Below are 13,101 nucleotides of genomic sequence, written 5' to 3'. Positions count from 1 at the left end.
GGGTTTAGCGTGCAAGCTCCGCGGCAATGGCCGCGGCAAGGCGGGCATTGTTGCGCACGAGGGCAATATTCGCGGTCAGGGTTCGCCCCTGGGTCAGCTCGTAAAGCCGTCCAAGCAGGAAGGGCGTGACCTGCTTGCCGGTGATCCCGGCGGCGAGTGCGTCCTGCTGCGCCCGAAGAATGAGCGGATGCAACTCCTCTGCGGGGATGCTGTCGGCCTGGGGGACCGGATTGGCGACAAGCTGACCGCCGGGCAGGCCAAGCCTTGTGCGCATCCTGTGCATCGCCGCGATCTCCTGCGGGCTGTCACAACGCAGAGGGGCGGCAAGCCCCGAACAGGCGGACCAGAAAGCCGGCAGGGTATCCTGCCCATAGGCCATGACCGGCACCCCGAGCGTTTCCAACACTTCGAGCGTCTTTGGCAGATCGAGAATGGCCTTAGCCCCGGCGCTGACGACGGTGACGGGGGTTTGTGCCAGCTCCTGCAGGTCAGCGGAGACATCAAAGCTCAACTCGGCCCCCTGATGCACCCCGCCAATGCCACCGGTGGCAAAGACGGCGATCCCCGCCAGATGTGCGCCGATCATGGTTGCCGCAACGGTGGTCGATCCGGTGCCGCCACGCGCCATACAGGCGGCCAGATCTGCGCGGCTGAGCTTGGCGACGTCTTTCGCCCTGGCCAGGGTGTCAAGCTGCGCATCGGTCAGGCCCACTGACAAGACCCCGTCAAGCACGGCGATGGTGGCGGGGGTTGCGCCAGCCTGCCGGATATCCGCCTCAACCTGCCGCGCCGTGGTCAGGTTGTCGGGGTAGGGCATGCCGTGGGTGATGATCGTGCTTTCCAGCGCGACAACGGGACGGCCGGCCTGAAGCGCATCAGCGACGTCGGGGGAAGGGGTGAAAACTGTCATGGAGTGCCTCCGGCGACATGGGTGGCGGCGGCGCAGAGCGCGCGGGAGAGCGCCTCTTGCCGGTCTGCAGCGTCAAGTTCGGCCGCGATATGCGCGGCGATCACCATGTCGCCCGCGCCGGTGATACGCCTTGGTGTGACACGGGGCGGTGTTTCGGTGAACAGCCCTTCAGCATCGGCAAAACAGGCGTCATGCGGCCCGTGAGTGACCAGCACCCGCCGCGCGCCAGCCGCACGCAGCGCTTGCGCGGCGTCGGCGGCCGCTTCATGGTGCCCTTCGCTCAGCAGGTTGGCCTCTTCGAGGTTCACATAGAGCGTTGCACTGCGATGGTTGAGGAAGGGGCGCAGCCGCAGCGCCTTGCCGGGCGAGGCGGGGGCCACCCGAAGATCGGCGCTGACCAGTAGCGGACTACGGGCGATCTCGTCCATCAGGTCCGCCGTGAGGTTGCCATCGAGCACGATGATCCCGTCATAGGGGGCCGCGGCGCTGCCCAGCCGCCCATCCTGCAAGGGCGCAAGGATATCCGCGCCTGCCGCTTCAAGTGAGCTTGCGTCGGCGATCGCGGCGATCAGGCCATTGGGATCCTCGATTGCCATGTAAAGATCGGTCCGCAAGTCACTGGACCGGAACACAAAACCCGTATTCAGATCAAGCGCCTGACAGGTCTTGATCAGCGCCTCGCCCTCCGCGTCCTGTCCCACGGCGGACAGCAATGCGGGCGCAAGCCCGAACTGCCGCAACGCCATCGCAACATTCAGCGCGACACCACCCGGTTGACGGGTGATCCGGCCGGGCAGATCGTTGCCATGGGCCATTGCCTTGGGGCTCAGCCCGATCACGTCCCACAGGACGCTGCCGATGCACAGGAGGTTGCTCATGACATCCTTCTGGCGCGGGATGCGGCTCAGTGCAACAGCAACCCGCCATCGACCACAAGATCGGCACCCGTGACATAAGACGCACCATCGCTCAGAAGCCACAGCGCCGCGGCGGCCAGCTCGCGCGCCTCGCCGACCCGGCCAAGCGGCACGTAAGAGCCTGCCTGCGCCAGTTTCTCATCGCTGTCCCAGCGGGCTTGCAGGGGCGTCCGGGTGGAGCCCGGATAAATCGTGTTGGAGCGGATCTGGTCCCCGGCCAGCTGCATTGCCAGCGACCGCGACAGGGCCCCAACCCCGGCCTTGGCGGTCGAATAGGCATCCTGAGGCACCGGGTCACCGCGCAGGCATTGGGTTGACGAGATATGCACCATCGCCCCGCCACCGGCCGCCCGCATATGTGGAACAGCAGCCCGGGCGGTGTGCAGCATGGACTTCAGATTGATGTCAAACACCTGATCCCAGAGGTCGAGATCAATGTCGAGCAGCGACACATCGCGCCCGAACCACAGCACCCCGGCCACATTGGCAAGATAGTCGATCCGGCCGAAACGGGCGGCCCCGTCGTCGATGATGCGCGTCACGGCATCGGCATCCGTCAGGTCTGCCTGGGCGTAAACACACCGCTCCTGCACAAGCCGCTCCGGTTGCGGCTTGATGTCAATGGCGATCACCGCCCCGCCCGCGTCGAGAATGGCATGCGCGATTTCCTCGCCCATTCCGCCGCCCGCACCGGTGACGACAGCCACGCGGGAGGAAAAATCATAGGTTATCATTGCGGTTTACTCCCTTTTGCCGCAGGTCGTGCCCGCTGCGAACCGACCGCGCCCCTGTGCTGTTCATGTAGGCAAATGGCACTGTTCATGGCAAGATAGAGCCATGCGGCGGTTATGTCTTGTGATCTTCATACTGTGTCCCTGGCCCCTCTGGGCGAGCGACATCTGCCTTGCGCTGCAAGCGGGCGATCCCAGCCTCGGGGATCCCGACGCCACCTGCCAGAGCAGCGCGCTACTGGGGGGAGAGGCGCAAACCTCCTGCTATTGGGTTTATGCCTATCGTGCGCCCGAGGCCGAGGCGCGGCTGGAGGGTTTGCGATCCGGGATCGAGGCCTGTCTGGGTGCGAAGGCCGCACAGCCCGCGGATACGCAGGTCAATCATCCCGACAGTTTCACCCTGCACCGGTACGAAGGGCAGGGGATCCGCGTGGCGCTTTCACTCAAGGACAAGGCGGGGCTGGGGCAAAGTCTGATCTTCCTCAGCCTCAGCGCCGCGCAATGACCAAAGCTATCGCTTGACCGGATAGCGGTCGGGTTCGGCGAAGAGGTCCATGATCTGCGATCCGGCCGGGATGAAAGCACCATGCTCTTCGCCCTCGGCGATTTCATAGGTCTCGCCTGGGCGGTAGATCGTGGTCTGCCCGCCACGCGTCAGATGTAACTCTCCGGCGATCACCGTCCCCCATTGCGGCCCGTGGGAATGCGGTGCCAGGCTGGTATCCTGATGGATGTCGAAGAAGACCAGCAAACCTTCGGGTGCCGCCACGGCCCGGGTTGTGACCACCTCGGGATCAAAGGGCACGTCAAGTGCCGGCAACGCATCGCGAAAGCTGGGAAAGGGCATGGCAAGGCTCCGGACAGGTTGGGATGACTGACTGACAGCCTACGTCTGAAGGAAAGTCTTGCAAGTTCATTCTGCCCCGGATATACGCGCGCCACTTACTCCGCAGGTACGGGCGGGCAGGTGGGGGAGACATCCCCATTTCGTCCACCGGTTGAAGCATCCGCTTCTCATCCCGTACCGAGGCTTAAACCGGAAAGGAAAACGGACATGGCTCTTCCTGAGTTCACCATGCGCCAGCTGCTTGAAGCCGGCGTTCACTTTGGCCACCAAACGCAACGCTGGAACCCCCGTATGGGCGAGTTCATCTATGGCGCGCGCAATGGCATTCACATTCTCGACCTCACGCAAACCGTGCCGATGCTGGACGCGGCGCTGAACGCGATCCGCGAGACCACCGCCAAGGGCGGGCGCATCCTCTTTGTCGGCACCAAGCGCCAGGCCGCTGGGCCGATCGCTGAAGCCGCTGAGAAATCGGCGCAATACTACATGAATCACCGCTGGCTCGGTGGCACGCTGACCAACTGGAAAACCGTGTCGCAATCGATCAAGCGCCTGAAAGACATCGACGAAGCGATGGCGTCGGGTGCCGAGGGCCTCACCAAGAAAGAGCGCCTTGGCATGGAACGTGACCAGGAGAAGCTGCAAGCCTCCCTGGGCGGTATCCGCGAGCTGGGCGGCACGCCCGACATGCTGTTCGTCATCGACGTGCGCAAGGAAGCGCTGGCCGTTGCCGAAGCCAACAAGCTGGGCATCCCGGTTGTGGCTGTGGTCGACACCAACTGCTCGCCCGAGGGTGTGGATTACCTGATCCCCGGCAATGACGACGCTGCCCGCGCGATTTCGCTTTACTGCGACCTCGCCGCCCGTGCCGCACTGGACGGCATGAGCGCCCAGCTTGGCGCAGCAGGCGTTGACCTTGGTGCCATGGAAGAGGCGCCGGTCGAAGAGGTTGTCGCCGAAGCCGAGGCCCCCGCCGAAGCTCCTGCCGAAGAAACCGCCGCCGAGAGCTGAGCCGGTTTTAAAGACCTGACCTGAGGCGCGGGCACTGGCCCGCGCCAACCCAATTCAATTCGAGATCGAGGAGAGCCGACATGGCGATCACTGCTGCAATGGTGAAAGAACTGCGCGACAGCACGGGCGCAGGCATGATGGACGCGAAAAAAGCGCTGACCGAAACCGATGGCGACATGGAAGCCGCTGTTGACTGGCTGCGCACCAAGGGTCTGGCGAAAGCCGAGAAGAAATCGGGCCGCACAGCCGCCGAGGGTCTCGTGGCTGTTATGGTCGAGGGCTCCAAGGGTGTGGCCGTCGAAGTGAACTCCGAAACCGACTTCGTGGGCAAAAACGCCGAGTTTCAGGCCATGGTGGCCGGGATCGCCAAGCTGGCACTCAACGCTGCCGACCTGGACGCGCTGATGGCCTCCGACATGGGCGGCAAGACCGTTCAGGACGTGGTGACCGACAAGATCGCCACCATCGGTGAAAACATGAGCGTGCGCCGCATGGCCTCGATCGAAGGCGAGACGGTTGTGTCCTACGTGCACAACGCCGTGGCCACCGACATGGGCAAGATCGGCGTGCTGGTCGCGATGAAAGGCGGCGATGCAGGCTTTGGCAAGCAGGTGGCGATGCATATCGCGGCCACCAATCCGGCGGCCCTGAACGAGGCCGAGCTGGACCCCGCGGTCGTAGACAAGGAGCGTCAGATCCAGATCGACATCGCCCGTGAAAGCGGCAAGCCCGAGCAGGTCATCGAGAAGATGATCGAAGGCCGGATGAAGAAATACATGTCGGAAATCACGCTGGTGAACCAGTCCTTCGTGATCAACCCCGACCTGACCGTCGGCCAGGCTGCCAAAGAGGTCGGCGCCGAGATCACCGGTTTTGTCCGGATGGAAGTGGGCGAAGGCATCGAGAAGAAAGTCGAAGACTTCGCCGCTGAGGTCGCCAAAGCCGCCGCAGGCGCCTGAGCGACACAGGTTCGGATCGGGGCACCTTCGGGTGCCCCTTTTTGTTTCAACATCCGTCCATAAAGCGACGGTTTGGGATCAAGATCATGCAGAAAACTATCGTCAACAGCTGGAACGAATGGGATCCGCTGAAACATGTCATCGTGGGTCGCGCCGATGATTGCCACATCCCGCCCGAAGAGCCCGCACTGGACGCCAAGGTGCCCGAAGACAGCGATATGCGCGGGCAGTGGGGCCGCCGGCCGCAGGAGACGATCGACCGGGCCAACGAGCTTCTGGACAATTTTGCGAGCCTTCTGGAAAAGCGCGGCATCCGGGTGGACCGCCCGACGCCGATCGACCACTCCAAGCCCGTCACCACGCCTGATTTTCACACCGACAGCCAGTTCGGCTGCATGCCGCCGCGCGATGTGCTGCTGACGGTGGGCAGTGAAATCCTCGAAGCGACCATGTCCTATCGCTGCCGGTGGTTCGAGTATCTCAACTACCGCCCGCTGATGCAGCGCTACTGGGAGGAAGACCCCAACTTCCGCCATGAAAGCGCGCCCAAACCGCGCCTGACCGATGCGGATTATCACCCTGATTACCTGTCCGAGAAGATCGGCGTGGAAAAGCGCCTGAAATGGACGGCCGAGAAATTCTTTGTCACGACCGAGGAGGAACCCTTGTTCGATGCGGCCGACGTGCTGCGGTTTGGCCGGGATCTGGTGGTGCAGCACGGGTTTACGACCAACCTTAAGGGCATCGAGTGGATCCGGCGGCATTTCCCGGATCACCGTGTGCACGCGGTCAACTTCCCGGGCGATCCGTACCCGATCCACATCGACGCGACCTTCACGCCGCTGCGTCCGGGACTGATCCTGAACAACCCCCAGCGTCGTTTGCCGGATGAACAGCGGAAAATGTTCAACGACAATGACTGGGAAATCGTGGATGCAGCACAGCCTGCGCATAACACGCCGCCGCCGCTGTGCTATTCCTCGACCTGGCTCAGCATGAACGTACTGGTGCTTGACCCCAAGACGGTCTGTGTCGAGGCGTCAGAGGTGTACCAGATGGAACAGATGGACAAGCTCGGCATGGAGGTGGTCCCGGTCGAGCTGCGCGACGCCTATGCCTTTGGCGGCGGTCTGCATTGCTGCACGGCGGATGTCTATCGTGAAGGTGGGTGCGAGGATTATTTCCCGAATATGTGAGGGCAGGGCGGCGAACCGCGACAAAGACCCGCCTCGCACGTATAACGCGAAAACGGTGCCGCCGGGAGTGGCGACACCGTTCCCACAAAGACCGCCCCGGAGTTAGGGATGAAACAGCAGGCGGTAAGCGCCAATCGCCGACCCGACCAATAAAGCCGACGATTGGCATCCGGATTAAGACCGGCAAATCAGAGAGCCCAAGTCTATTACCAGGGGTCTGATCTGGTGTTCCCAGGCTTTAAAGCCACCACTCACGGAACAACCTCAGCATGCATCCTAACCCTACGTAACGAAAGTAAGGGATTCCATACTCACCGGCTTTTCACGCATTTTTCACGTATCGAGCACGAACATCTGATTTTGGAACGCGGCCTTCAAAACCGCCTGTGCCGTGGTCTCGACACTCAGCGCCTCGCGCGCCAGCCGCAGGTGTTTTTCAATCGTCGCGGGCGTCAGCTCAAGGAGCATGGCGATATCCTGCACGGTCTTGCCGTCGCCAACCCAGGCGAGCACCTCGCGCTGTCGTTTGGTGAGCGCGCGATTGGGGGACGTATAGGGCAGGGACAGGATCCGCAGATGCGTGATATTGTTGAGCACAGTGATGTCATCGCCATGCTCGGCCCAGATCGCATCCACCTCCGCCTGATCCATCCCTTTACGTGCGGTCAGGGCAATCGCTCCTTTTGAACGCGGCGACATCGACTTGAAACTGATGGAATAACCGGCTGTCACATCATGCGACTGGTTGAACGCGACCACCTTGCGCTCTTGATCGCTCAGGGTGCCGGAACTGATCATGGTCTGCATCACATTCCAGGAACAAGGTCCGTCATGATCAAGCGCCCAGCGGACCATCGGCGCATGATGATACAGACCGCTTCCAATGAAGGTGTCGGTATAATCCGAACTGTGATTGGTGAGCAGCACGAAATCTTCGGGATCGCCAAGCGAGGTTGCGGTGCGATAGCGCGTGAACCCATAGATCAGCCGGTCAAACCCGTATGCGGCCATCGTCTGTGTATGCATGTTCCAGAGCGTTTCGATTTCCTGCGCGTTGAGCAGGCGCTTTAGATGCTCGGTTTCGATCATGCAGCCGCCCGAAGATGTTCGGTCATGGCTCTGAGCGCGTGACCGTATCCCGCAGCCCCAAAACCACAGATCACCCCAAGGGCCACAGGCGCGATGAAGGATTTGTGCCGGAACTCTTCGCGCGCATGGATATTGCTCAGATGCAGCTCGATCACCGGCAATTCCACTGAGCTTATCGCATCCATCAGAGCTACGGAGGTATGCGTGTAGGCACCGGCATTCAGGATGATGCCGTCATGTGTGCCGCGCGCAGCATGGATGTGATCGACCAGCGCGCCCTCGGAATTATCCTGCTGAAAGGACATCGCGACGCCCAGCTCGATCGCTATGGCCTTGCACCGATGCTCGATATCCAGAAGCGTCGTCGTACCATAGACCTCCGGCTGGCGGGTGCCAAGCAGGTTCAGGTTGGGACCATTGAGAATGAGGATCGAGGTCATGGGGTACGTCCTTGTGTTGCGTTTGTTTAGACCAGACCCGCGCAACCTGTCGAGAGCGGAGGCTGCGAAAGCGTTAAGCTGTGATGGTTTTAACGAGAGAATCTATATCAGCGGGACCAGCGCTTGCTTGGCGTAAGGTGAGAAGTGCGCCATAATACATTATAATAAGATGATTATTCGTCATAATTGCAATACGTATTATTTACATAATACTGATTATGCGCATTATAGTGCTGCGATTTGAGCACGCGCAAATCCAAGCTGTCAAATACGCTTTTTACCATGAAAAGCGTTCCAACCCCCAGCGTACACAATCGTGGCCGATCAGGCCGCCAGGATACATCACGAGAGTAACGGCCCGTCTCAGCGGGCCGTTGCAGAATTACGCGCTGTCACACCGCCTGAAAACAACTTCAAGAGCGCAGGCGAAACCCCTGCTCTACCTCAGAAAAACGCCTGAAGCCCGGTTTGCGCACGGCCGAGGATCAGCGCATGAACGTCATGCGTGCCTTCATAGGTGTTGACCGTCTCAAGGTTCATCATGTGACGGATCACCTGGAACTCACCCGAGATCCCGTTGCCACCGTGCATGTCCCGTGCATGACGCGCAATATCGAGCGCCTTGCCGCAGTTGTTGCGCTTGATCAGGCTGATCATCTCGGGCGCTGCGTTGGCAGCATCCATCAGACGGCCGACCTGAAGGCAGGCTTGCAGGCCCAGGGTGATCTCGGTCTGCATATCGGCGAGCTTCTTCTGGAAGAGCTGCGTCTGCGCCAGAGGCCGTTTGAACTGGTGCCGGTCAAGCCCGTATTGCCGCGCCGCATGCCAGCAATACTCGGCGGCGCCCATGACCCCCCAGGCGATACCATAGCGGGCCCGGTTGAGGCATCCGAACGGCCCTTTCAGCCCCTGAACATTCGGCAATAATGCGTCTTCGGTCACTTCGACTCCGTTCAGCACGATCTCGCCGGTGATGGAGGCGCGCAGGCTCAGCTTGTTCTCGATCTTGGGCGCAGAAAGGCCCTTCATGCCCTTTTCCAGCACGAAACCCTTGATCTTGCCGTCATGCGCTTCGGATTTCGCCCAGACCACGAAGACATCGGCAATCGGGCTGTTGGAGATCCACATCTTGGATCCCGTCAGGCGATAACCGCCGTCAATCTTCTCGGCGCGGGTTTTCATCCCGGCCGGGTCGCTGCCCGCATCCGGCTCGGTCAGGCCAAAACAGCCGATCCACTCGCCCGAAGCCAGTCTGGGCAGGTATTTCTGCCGCTGCGCCTCGGTGCCATAGGCATAGATCGGATACATCACGAGAGAGCTCTGCACGGACATCATCGACCGATACCCCGAGTCCACCCGCTCCACCTCGCGCGCGACCAAACCGTAGCTTACATAGCCCGCGCCCAACCCGCCGTATTCTTCGGGGATCGTCGTGCCCAGAAGCCCCATCTCGCCCATTTCGCGGAAAATCTCGGGATCGGTTTCTTCATTGGCATAGGCTTTGGTGACGCGCGGTTGCAGTTTTTCCTGAGCGTATGCACGGGCGCTGTCGGCGATCATGCGCTCGTCTTCGGCAAGCTGATCACTCAGGCGCAGCGGATCGGCCCAGTCGAACTGACCGAGATCGGGGGCATCTTTGGCTTTGAGAACGGGGGCGTCGAGTGTCATGAATGCGTCCTTTCCATGCGGTTTGCGCAAAAGAATTTGCCTTTTACGGGTACATACCCCATAGAAGCATGCGAAAACAGCACGTTTTTCGCAAGTATTCATGAGATTTCCGCAACCATGTCCCTGCCCCGCCGCTATCTGCCTTCGATTTCTGCGTTACGCGCATTGGAAGCTCTGGACCGGCTGGGCAGCGCAACCGCGGTCGCTGATGAGCTGAACCAGACCCAAAGTGCTGTCAGTCGACAGCTCAAGGGGTTGGAAGAACAGCTTGATCAGAGCCTGTTCATTCGTCGGAACCGTCGGATTGTCCTGACAAGTGCCGCGCAGAATTACGCGGCGGATGTGCGCCGGGCGCTGGGGCAGATCGCGCAGGCCTCCATGAAGCTCAGCCTCAATCCGGCGGGCGGGACGGTCAATCTCGCCATTCTGCCGACCTTCGGGATGCGCTGGCTGGTGCCGCGACTCGCAGAGTTTTCTCAGGCGCATCCAGATGTCACGGTCAATTTCACCTCACGCCTGGAGCCGTTTAACTTTGCGACGGAACCCTTTGATGCAGCAATCTATTTTGGCCGTCCTCCCTGGCCGGGCCTGGAGCATCTGAGGTTGAAATCCGATTCCGTACTGCCCGTCTGCACTCCCGAACTCCTGGCGGGCCGCCTTCCGGCGCGCCCCGAAGATCTGCTGAGCCTGCCCTTGATGCATATCGCAACCCGGCCCGAAGCCTGGGCAGCCTGGTTTGCACAATATGGCGTGGATGGTGCCCATGTGACCGGGACGGTGCATGACCAGTTTTCGACCTTGCTGCAAGCGGCGCTGCACGGGCTTGGCGTTGCGCTGGCGCCCGAATATCTGGTCCAGGCGGATCTGGCGAGCGGGCGGCTCAGCGCGGCCTGGGGCGGCCCCGTGGAAAGCCCTGGCGCCTATTATCTGGTCTGGCCAGTGGAAAAACGGGGCGATGCGGCGCTGATGACCTTCCGCCGCTGGCTGGCCGGACAGGCCGAGGCCGAGGATGACCCCCTGCCCCGCTGATCCGCCGCCGCCGGGTCATGCACCCCCGGTTCGCGAGGCCGCCTGACAGGGCGGATGAGCCGCTCAGCCCAGAGCGTAGCCTGTGCCACGCACCGTACGAAGCGGATCGCTCCCGCCTGAAGCGCTGAGCGCCTTGCGCAACCGGCCTATATGCACATCGACCGTCCGCGTATCCACATAGATATCCCGGCCCCAGACCCGGTCGAGCAACTGATCCCGGCTAAAGACCCTTCCCGGCTTTTCCATGAAGGTGGCCAGCAGGCGGAACTCCGTCGGGCCAAGCTTCACCTGTTTGCCCGCGCGTGTCACCCGATGGGTCTCGGCATCGAGCACGATATCGTCAAATTCCAGCGTCTGACCCACCGACGCGGGACGCGTCCGGCGCAGCTGTGTGCGTATCCGCGCCATCAGTTCGGCCACGGAATAGGGTTTGACCACATAATCGTCAGCACCTGTCTCCAGCCCGCGCACCCGGTCCACCTCTTCGGAGCGGGCCGACAGCATGATCACCGGGATCGGCCGGGTGTCGGCACGGGATTTGAGCTGCCGACACACCTCGATGCCCGACACATTGGGCAGCATCCAGTCCAGCACGATAAGGTCCGGGCAGCTTTCCCTGACCTGCAAAAGGGCGTCTTCGCCATTTTCCGCATAGGCCACGTCATAGCCTTCGGCAGCGAGGTTATAGCTCAGAACTTCGCGCTGCGCCGGCTCGTCCTCGACAATCAGAACGCAGGGTCGTTCAGCCGCCATCGCCCTTACTCCACCTCCAGCCCGAAGCCGCCGCTCTGCGCAACATTGTCGACCTTGGGACGAGTGGCTTCAGGCAGTTCGCCGGTCACGAGATAAATCACCTGTTCGGCGATGTTGGTCACATGGTCCCCCATGCGTTCGGTATTCTTGGCGATGAAGTGCAGATGCATGCAGGCGGTGATGTTGCGCGGATCCTCCATCATGAAGGTCAGGAACTCGCGGAACAGGGCGTTATACATCTGGTCCACATCATGATCGTTCAGCAACACGGTTTGCGCAAGTTCTGCGTCACGCCGAATATAGGCATCCAGCGCGTCCTTGAGCATCCGCTCCACCTCGCGCGCCATGCGGCGCAGGGCGGCGGGCGCCCCTTCGATGGCAGGCATCTGTGCCAGCACGGTGGTTCGCTTGGCCATGTTCTTGGCATAGTCGCCGATCCGCTCGAGGTTGGAGCTGATCTTGAGCACGCTCAGCGCCAGGCGCAGGTCGACCGCCGTTGGGGCCCTCAGCGCGATCAGCCGGGCGGTGGCCTCATTGACCTGCTCTTCGAGGTCATCGATGGCGCGGTCGCGGTCGCGGACCTGCTCGGCCAGTTCCTCGTCGCGGGTTTCCAGCGATTGCGCGGCCTGGGCGATTGCATGTTCGACCATCCCGCCCATCTTCATGATCTGCGCCTGGATCGCTTCAAGATCGCGGTCGAAGGCCGATGCGATATGTGTTTCGTTCATCTGAATACCCCTACCCGATCCGGCCGGTGATGTAGCTCTCGGTGCGCTCGTCCGACGGATTGGTGAATATCTGCCCGGTTTCACCGAACTCCACCAGATGACCCAGATGGAAGAACGCAGTTTTCTGGCTGACCCGGGCGGCCTGCTGCATCGAATGGGTCACGATCACCACCGAATAATTCTGTCGCAACTCGTCGATCAGTTCCTCGACCTGAGCCGTTGCGATGGGATCCAGCGCCGAGCACGGCTCATCCATCAACAGCACTTCCGGTGCCGTGGCCACGGCCCGCGCGATGCACAGCCGCTGCTGCTGCCCGCCCGAAAGCCCTGTTCCGGGCGCGTTCAGGCGATCCTTGGCCTCGTTCCAGAGGGCGGCGCGGCGCAGGGATTTTTCCACGATCTCATCGAGCTCGGCCTTGGTCTTGGCCAGGCCATGAATGCGCGGGCCATAAGCGACATTGTCATAGATCGATTTCGGAAACGGATTGGGTTTCTGAAACACCATACCGACCTTGGCACGCAACTGCACAGGGTCAACCTTGCGGTCATAGATGTCTTCGCCATCGAGGCGGATATCGCCCTTCACCCGGCAGATATCAATCGTGTCATTCATCCGGTTGAGGCAGCGCAGGAAGGTGGATTTGCCACAGCCCGAGGGGCCGATAAAGGCGGTCACCGTCTTGTCCTGCAGGTCAACATCCACATCCTTTATGGCATGGTTGTCGCCGTAAAAGACCTGCACGTTGCGGGCGGAAAACTTGATATCGGTCCGGGTCAAAGCACTCTCCGCGGTGGGATTGTCAAACATGGGTATCGTGTCCTT

At 61.4% G+C, this 13,101-nt stretch carries 15 protein-coding genes; 5 read left to right on the top strand and 10 right to left on the bottom strand.

What is annotated here, in order from left to right; genetic code table 11:
* Window positions 1–4: 4 nt before the first annotated feature.
* The 3 genes from EI983_RS09090 to EI983_RS09080 are packed head-to-tail and all read right to left on the bottom strand — an operon-like array spanning window position 5 to window position 2,561.
* Window positions 5–910 (bottom strand): pseudouridine-5'-phosphate glycosidase, encoded by a 906-nt coding sequence (locus EI983_RS09090; RefSeq protein WP_157707050.1) that lies wholly within the window; start codon window positions 908–910, stop codon window positions 5–7.
* On the bottom strand, window positions 907–1,788 hold the full coding sequence (locus tag EI983_RS09085; protein ID WP_157707049.1) for a PfkB family carbohydrate kinase: 882 nt from the start codon (window positions 1,786–1,788) through the stop codon (window positions 907–909). Before EI983_RS09085 ends, EI983_RS09090 begins: the two co-directional genes overlap by 4 nt.
* A 26-nt stretch (window positions 1,789–1,814) precedes the next feature.
* Window positions 1,815–2,561, bottom strand: coding sequence for an SDR family NAD(P)-dependent oxidoreductase (locus EI983_RS09080; RefSeq protein WP_157707048.1), 747 nt, complete (start codon window positions 2,559–2,561; stop codon window positions 1,815–1,817).
* Window positions 2,562–2,664: 103 nt separating this feature from the next.
* On the opposite strand from EI983_RS09080, the gene EI983_RS09075 reads away from it, so the two are divergent.
* Window positions 2,665–3,063, top strand: coding sequence for a hypothetical protein (locus EI983_RS09075; protein ID WP_157707047.1), 399 nt, complete (start codon window positions 2,665–2,667; stop codon window positions 3,061–3,063).
* Window positions 3,064–3,069: 6 nt separating this feature from the next.
* On the opposite strand, the gene EI983_RS09070 is transcribed toward EI983_RS09075, so the two are convergent.
* Window positions 3,070–3,405 carry a cupin domain-containing protein gene (locus EI983_RS09070; protein ID WP_157707046.1) on the bottom strand — a complete coding sequence of 112 codons (336 nt, stop codon included), beginning with the start codon at window positions 3,403–3,405 and terminating at the stop codon, window positions 3,070–3,072.
* A gap of 207 nt (window positions 3,406–3,612) precedes the next feature.
* Between EI983_RS09070 and rpsB the strand changes: the two genes are divergently transcribed.
* The 3 genes from rpsB to EI983_RS09055 all read left to right on the top strand — a co-directional run bounded on the left by rpsB (window position 3,613) and on the right by EI983_RS09055 (window position 6,571).
* On the top strand, window positions 3,613–4,416 hold the full coding sequence (rpsB, locus tag EI983_RS09065; protein WP_157707045.1) for a 30S ribosomal protein S2: 804 nt from the start codon (window positions 3,613–3,615) through the stop codon (window positions 4,414–4,416).
* A gap of 80 nt (window positions 4,417–4,496) precedes the next feature.
* Window positions 4,497–5,375: a translation elongation factor Ts gene (gene tsf / locus EI983_RS09060; protein ID WP_157707044.1), complete on the top strand. Its 879-nt coding sequence runs from the start codon at window positions 4,497–4,499 to the stop codon at window positions 5,373–5,375.
* An 86-nt stretch (window positions 5,376–5,461) separates the two neighbouring features.
* On the top strand, window positions 5,462–6,571 hold the full coding sequence (locus EI983_RS09055; protein ID WP_157707043.1) for a serine/threonine protein kinase: 1,110 nt from the start codon (window positions 5,462–5,464) through the stop codon (window positions 6,569–6,571).
* Window positions 6,572–6,904: 333 nt separating this feature from the next.
* Here EI983_RS09055 and EI983_RS09050 read toward each other — a convergent pair whose 3' ends face one another.
* The 3 genes from EI983_RS09050 to EI983_RS09040 all read right to left on the bottom strand — a co-directional run bounded on the left by EI983_RS09050 (window position 6,905) and on the right by EI983_RS09040 (window position 9,768).
* Entirely contained in the window at window positions 6,905–7,660 is a 756-nt protein-coding gene (locus tag EI983_RS09050; protein ID WP_157707042.1) for an autoinducer binding domain-containing protein, read from the bottom strand.
* Window positions 7,657–8,100: a type II 3-dehydroquinate dehydratase gene (gene aroQ, locus EI983_RS09045; protein ID WP_157707041.1), complete on the bottom strand. Its 444-nt coding sequence runs from the start codon at window positions 8,098–8,100 to the stop codon at window positions 7,657–7,659. The genes EI983_RS09050 and aroQ overlap by 4 nt, the downstream gene beginning before the upstream one ends.
* A 444-nt stretch (window positions 8,101–8,544) precedes the next feature.
* The gene (locus tag EI983_RS09040; protein WP_157707040.1) at window positions 8,545–9,768 is read right to left on the bottom strand and encodes an acyl-CoA dehydrogenase; all 1,224 of its coding nucleotides are present in this window, start codon (window positions 9,766–9,768) and stop codon (window positions 8,545–8,547) included.
* Between the two features lie 117 nt (window positions 9,769–9,885).
* On the opposite strand from EI983_RS09040, the gene EI983_RS09035 reads away from it, so the two are divergent.
* Window positions 9,886–10,797, top strand: coding sequence for a LysR substrate-binding domain-containing protein (locus EI983_RS09035; RefSeq protein ID WP_157707039.1), 912 nt, complete (start codon window positions 9,886–9,888; stop codon window positions 10,795–10,797).
* 63 nt (window positions 10,798–10,860) lie between these two features.
* Here the strand turns inward: EI983_RS09035 and phoB are convergent, their stop codons facing one another.
* Genes phoB through pstB form a run of 3 tightly spaced genes read right to left on the bottom strand, consistent with a single transcriptional unit; the run spans window position 10,861 to window position 13,086 of the window.
* Entirely contained in the window at window positions 10,861–11,550 is a 690-nt protein-coding gene (gene phoB / locus EI983_RS09030; protein ID WP_157707038.1) for a phosphate regulon transcriptional regulator PhoB, read from the bottom strand.
* Between the two features lie 5 nt (window positions 11,551–11,555).
* Complete coding sequence (gene phoU, locus EI983_RS09025; RefSeq protein ID WP_157707037.1) at window positions 11,556–12,278, bottom strand: phosphate signaling complex protein PhoU; 723 nt, start codon at window positions 12,276–12,278, stop codon at window positions 11,556–11,558.
* A gap of 10 nt (window positions 12,279–12,288) precedes the next feature.
* A complete protein-coding gene (gene pstB, locus EI983_RS09020; RefSeq protein ID WP_157707036.1) occupies window positions 12,289–13,086 on the bottom strand; it encodes a phosphate ABC transporter ATP-binding protein PstB in 798 nt (265 codons plus the stop codon).
* Window positions 13,087–13,101 lie beyond the last annotated feature (15 nt).

It is taken from the genome of Roseovarius faecimaris (assembly GCF_009762325.1).
GTDB classification, from domain to species: Bacteria; Pseudomonadota; Alphaproteobacteria; order Rhodobacterales; family Rhodobacteraceae; genus Roseovarius; species Roseovarius faecimaris.
The sequence above is the reverse complement of the archived record's forward strand: the minus strand, read 5'-3'. Positions and strand labels throughout refer to the sequence as shown.

What these genes read in the sequence shown, in the direction of transcription:
- EI983_RS09090 (WP_157707050.1), bottom strand. Translation starts at nt 910, where the DNA reads ATGACAGTTTTCACCCCTTCCCCCGACGTCGCTGATGCGCTTCAGGCC.
- EI983_RS09085 (WP_157707049.1), bottom strand. Translation starts at nt 1,788, where the DNA reads ATGAGCAACCTCCTGTGCATCGGCAGCGTCCTGTGGGACGTGATCGGG.
- EI983_RS09080 (WP_157707048.1), bottom strand. Translation starts at nt 2,561, where the DNA reads ATGATAACCTATGATTTTTCCTCCCGCGTGGCTGTCGTCACCGGTGCG.
- EI983_RS09075 (WP_157707047.1), top strand. Translation starts at nt 2,665, where the DNA reads ATGCGGCGGTTATGTCTTGTGATCTTCATACTGTGTCCCTGGCCCCTC.
- EI983_RS09070 (WP_157707046.1), bottom strand. Translation starts at nt 3,405, where the DNA reads ATGCCCTTTCCCAGCTTTCGCGATGCGTTGCCGGCACTTGACGTGCCC.
- rpsB (WP_157707045.1), top strand. Translation starts at nt 3,613, where the DNA reads ATGGCTCTTCCTGAGTTCACCATGCGCCAGCTGCTTGAAGCCGGCGTT.
- tsf (WP_157707044.1), top strand. Translation starts at nt 4,497, where the DNA reads ATGGCGATCACTGCTGCAATGGTGAAAGAACTGCGCGACAGCACGGGC.
- EI983_RS09055 (WP_157707043.1), top strand. Translation starts at nt 5,462, where the DNA reads ATGCAGAAAACTATCGTCAACAGCTGGAACGAATGGGATCCGCTGAAA.
- EI983_RS09050 (WP_157707042.1), bottom strand. Translation starts at nt 7,660, where the DNA reads ATGATCGAAACCGAGCATCTAAAGCGCCTGCTCAACGCGCAGGAAATC.
- aroQ (WP_157707041.1), bottom strand. Translation starts at nt 8,100, where the DNA reads ATGACCTCGATCCTCATTCTCAATGGTCCCAACCTGAACCTGCTTGGC.
- EI983_RS09040 (WP_157707040.1), bottom strand. Translation starts at nt 9,768, where the DNA reads ATGACACTCGACGCCCCCGTTCTCAAAGCCAAAGATGCCCCCGATCTC.
- EI983_RS09035 (WP_157707039.1), top strand. Translation starts at nt 9,886, where the DNA reads ATGTCCCTGCCCCGCCGCTATCTGCCTTCGATTTCTGCGTTACGCGCA.
- phoB (WP_157707038.1), bottom strand. Translation starts at nt 11,550, where the DNA reads ATGGCGGCTGAACGACCCTGCGTTCTGATTGTCGAGGACGAGCCGGCG.
- phoU (WP_157707037.1), bottom strand. Translation starts at nt 12,278, where the DNA reads ATGAACGAAACACATATCGCATCGGCCTTCGACCGCGATCTTGAAGCG.
- pstB (WP_157707036.1), bottom strand. Translation starts at nt 13,086, where the DNA reads ATGTTTGACAATCCCACCGCGGAGAGTGCTTTGACCCGGACCGATATC.